The organism is Pseudoalteromonas sp. TAB23 (assembly GCF_000498075.1).
GTDB classification, from domain to species: domain Bacteria; phylum Pseudomonadota; class Gammaproteobacteria; order Enterobacterales; family Alteromonadaceae; genus Pseudoalteromonas; species Pseudoalteromonas arctica.
Genome location: NZ_AUTP01000336.1, coordinates 1 through 4,135, shown reverse-complemented (window position 1 = coordinate 4,135; position 4,135 = coordinate 1). Strand labels below are relative to the sequence as shown.

General features: G+C 41.8%; 3 protein-coding genes. All 3 read left to right on the top strand.

Translation table 11 applies throughout. The features are described from left to right. Nucleotides 1-2,193: efflux RND transporter permease subunit (locus L654_RS0122425; protein ID WP_024609111.1), on the top strand; the 2,193-nt coding region annotated here is incomplete at its 5' end. Continuing rightward, nucleotides 2,186-3,598 carry a TolC family protein gene (locus tag L654_RS0122420; protein ID WP_024609110.1) on the top strand — a complete coding sequence of 471 codons (1,413 nt, stop codon included), beginning with the start codon at nucleotides 2,186-2,188 and terminating at the stop codon, nucleotides 3,596-3,598. The genes L654_RS0122425 and L654_RS0122420, both read left to right, overlap by 8 nt. Before the next feature lie 10 nt (nucleotides 3,599-3,608). Further along, the coding region (locus tag L654_RS0122415) for an alcohol dehydrogenase catalytic domain-containing protein (protein WP_024609109.1) at nucleotides 3,609-4,135 on the top strand (527 nt) is incomplete at its 3' end.

Sequence of the window (4,135 nt, the reverse complement as noted above, 5' to 3'; positions counted from 1 at the left end):
CCTACTGGTGTTGAATACGACATTGTGTACGACCCTACGGTATTTGTTCGCGGCTCAATTGACGCGGTAATTGCAACGTTGCTTGAAGCAATTGTGCTGGTAGTTATTGTTGTTATTGTATTTTTACAAACGTGGCGTGCATCAATTATTCCATTAATTGCTGTGCCTATTTCGCTCATTGGTACGTTTGCAGTAATGCAGTGGTTAGGTGTCTCAATTAATACCTTGTCGTTGTTTGGCTTAGTATTGGCCATAGGTATTGTTGTAGATGATGCGATTGTAGTTGTTGAAAACGTAGAGCGTAATATTGAAAAAGGCTTATCGCCACTTGAAGCAACCCGCGTTGCAATGAGCGAAGTAACAGGCCCTATTATTGCCATTGCGCTAGTACTAAGTGCTGTATTTATTCCTACTGCGTTTATTACCGGTTTATCAGGTCAGTTTTATAAGCAATTTGCACTTACAATTACAATTTCGACGATTATCTCAGCGTTTAACTCATTAACGTTATCGCCTGCGCTTGCTGCACTGTTATTAAAATCACATGATGCAAAAACAGATGCGTTCACGCGTTTACTTAATAAATTGTTTGGTCGTTGGTTATTTGAACCATTTAACCGCGTTTTTAATCGTGGTGCTAAAGGGTACGAAAAACTGGTACAAAAACTAATCCGTATGACCGTTGTTGTAATGGTGGCTTATATTGCACTTGTTGGCGGCACAATTAAGTTATTTGATACCGTACCTGGTGGCTTTATTCCACAGCAAGATAAACAGTATTTAGTGGCTATTGCGCAGTTGCCTGACGCATCAAGCCTTGATCGTACTGAAGATGTACTTGCTCAAATGCAGCAAATTGCATTAGAAGTACCAGGCGTTGCACATACTGTTGCTTATCCTGGCTTATCAGTGAACGGTTTAACAAATAGCCCTAACAGCGGCATTGTAATTACACCACTTGAAAGCTTTGACAAACGTACCGATCCAAGCCAATCAGCGATGGCGATAGCGGCGCAGTTGAATAAACGTTTTGCCGCCATTGATGAGGCATTTGTAGCGGTATTTCCACCGCCGCCAATTCAAGGTTTGGGCACTACAGGTGGTTTTAAACTGCAAATAGAAGACAGAGCTAATAAAGGGTTTGAAGCACTATTTAATAGCCTGCAAGCCGTTATTGGTAAAGCGCAACAAGACCCTGCATTAATGGGTCTGTACTCAAGTTTCCGTATCCAAGTTCCACAAATGGATATTGATATTGACCGCGAACAAGCGCTTATTCAAGGTATTCCACTTGATGAAGTATTTAATGCACTGCAAATTTACTTAGGCTCTGTGTACGTAAATGACTTTAATATGTTTGGTCGTACGTACCAAGTAAATGCACAGGCTGATGCTGACTACCGCTTAGACCCTGATCAAATACTTAATTTAAAAGTACGTAATCGCTCAGGTAATATGGTGCCATTAGGCTCTGTATTAACAGTAACACCAACAATTGGTCCTGACCGTGTTATGCATTACAACGGATACCCAAGTGCAGAACTAAATGGTAGCCCAGCGCCAGGTTATAGTTCTGATCAAGCACAAGTTGCTATTGAAAAAGTACTCGCAGACACACTACCAACAGGTATTGAATATGAGTGGACTGAAGTAACGTACCAACAAGTACTTGCCGGTAACACCATGGTTTATGTATTCCCGTTAGTTGTATTACTTGTATTTATGGTACTTGCAGCGCAGTACGAGAGCTTACGTTTACCACTGGCAATTATATTAATTGTACCAATGACTATTTTCTCAGCCTTGTTAGGTGTGTGGTTTGTCGGCTCTGACAACAACATATTCACCCAAATAGCGTTAATAGTACTGGTCGCGTTGGCTTCTAAAAATGCAATATTGATGGTTGAGTTTGCAAAAGACAGACACGACTCAGGCTTATCGCACTTAGAGGCAATACTTGAGGCATGTCGTATGCGCTTGCGCCCAATATTAATGACGTCAATTGCATTTACAGCAGGTGTTGTACCGTTAGTACTTGCCACCGGTGCGGGCGCCGAAATGCGACACGCAATGGGTAACGCAGTATTCTCAGGCATGATAGGTGTAACCGTGTTTGGCCTATTGTTTACGCCGGTATTTTATATGTTAGTGACTAACAAAAAAGAGAAAGCGCAGGAGAATACTCATGACTAAATTAATGCAAAAAAGACTTAAAACAAGTCTAACTGTCAGTGCGGTATTAGTCGCTGCGTTTTTAGCCGGGTGTGCGAGTAAAATAGACACCATGAGTGAGCAAAAAGCCGTTAACGAATTTGTTGCCAAAGCTAATATTGCTAGTAACGTTAGCGTTGCTGATGAAACAAACTGGTGGAAAAAGCTTAATTCTGATCAACTAAATGAGCTTGTTACTGGTGCGCTTGCAAATAACTATAATTTGCAAACAAGCCAGCTAACACTTAAAAGCGCATTAGCGCGATTAGGAGAGCAAAAAGCCCAGTACCTTCCGCAAGGTGGCGTAAATGTTGGCGCAGCTCGAAGCGATGCACCAAGCGTGTTTGACCGCCAATCAAGTGCAAACGTTGCACTTGATTGGCAACTAGATTTATTTGGTCGTATAACGGCGTTGGTTGATGCTGCAAATGCATCAGCCATGAGCCAAGCAGAGCAAGTACGTTTACTGCAAATTGAAGTTGTTTCGTCAGTCGTTAAAGGCTTTGTAAGTTATCAAGGTAATGTTGAAAAACAACACATTGTTACACTTCAAATTGAAGCGCTTGAGCAAAGTATTGACGTTCTTCAAGCCCGTGTTGACGAAGGCGTCGCAAACGAGCTTGATTTAAACCGTACTATGGCGCAGCTTAGGCAGCAACAAGCACTAATGCCTGCCATTGAGTATGCAAAATACAGCGATTTATCTGCTCTTGCAGTACTAAGCGGTAAGTTAGCGCAAAATATTGCTATTGAAAACGAGCAAGGCGTGCTTGAACGTGACTTTAGCGTTGCACTAAAAAACGCTAATAATGCCATTGCCTTACGTCCTGATATTAGCCGTGCACTGTTTGACTTTAGCCAAGCAAATAGTTTAAGTGTTGCAGCTAGCAAAGCGTTATTACCAGATATTAGCTTATCTGCATTTGCAGGGGTTGTGAGTATAGGCAGCACAGGCTTAAAAAATACTGATCAGCAGTGGCAAGTAGCGCCGCAGTTACAATGGTCGTTATTAAGTTACCCAGCATTATTAGCACAGCGCGACGCGCAGCAGTTTTTAAGTGAAGCCGCATACAGCGATTATCAACAAGTGGTATTAACTGCACTAAGTGAAAGTGAACTTTCACTGCAATTGTTGGTCAATCAGGCACAGCAAAAACGCTTTGCAGATGAGCGCTATGACTTTGCTAATAAAGCATTTTTACAATCCCAAGCAATGTATGAAGAAGGCCAAATTCCTTACCTTGAGTTGTTAGATGCGCGTCAGGATGTTTTAATAGCACAAGAAAATGCTGTTGAAACAACAATTTCTTCACTGCTTGCCAAAGTAAATGCTTACCAGTCATTTAATGGCCAATGGAGTTATGCGTTAAACGACACTAATAAGTAGAGTTATATTGATGCCAAATACTGAAAATTTACATGAATACATTATCCCGCAAACAATGCGCGCTATTGTACTGCCAGAACCAAATGAAGCAATTGACTTAGCGGATGCTGAGCTGCCTGTTCCTATTTGTGCAGATAACGAGCTGCTTGTAAAAGTAGAGTACGTTGGTTTAAATCCAGTTGATGGTCAATTTGCTAAAACAGGCTTTTGTAAATGGCAGTATCCACACATTTTAGGCTTAGATGCCGTAGGTGTTGTGGTTAAAGCTAATAAAGGTGTGTTTCCAAATGTTGGCCAGCGCGTTATGTGGCATGCCAACATTGGTGAGCAAGGTGCTTTGAGCGAATACACCAAAGTACCTAACTTTGCAGTGTCGGTTGTGCCAAGCGGTTTAAATCCGGCCATTGCAGCAACACTTCCATGCGCCGGTATGGCAGCACTTATTAGTTTAGATAAAATAGGCATTAGTGAAGGCGATACTATTTTTATTGAAGGCGGAGCCGGAGCGGTAGGGCAGTTTGCTATTCAATATGCAAA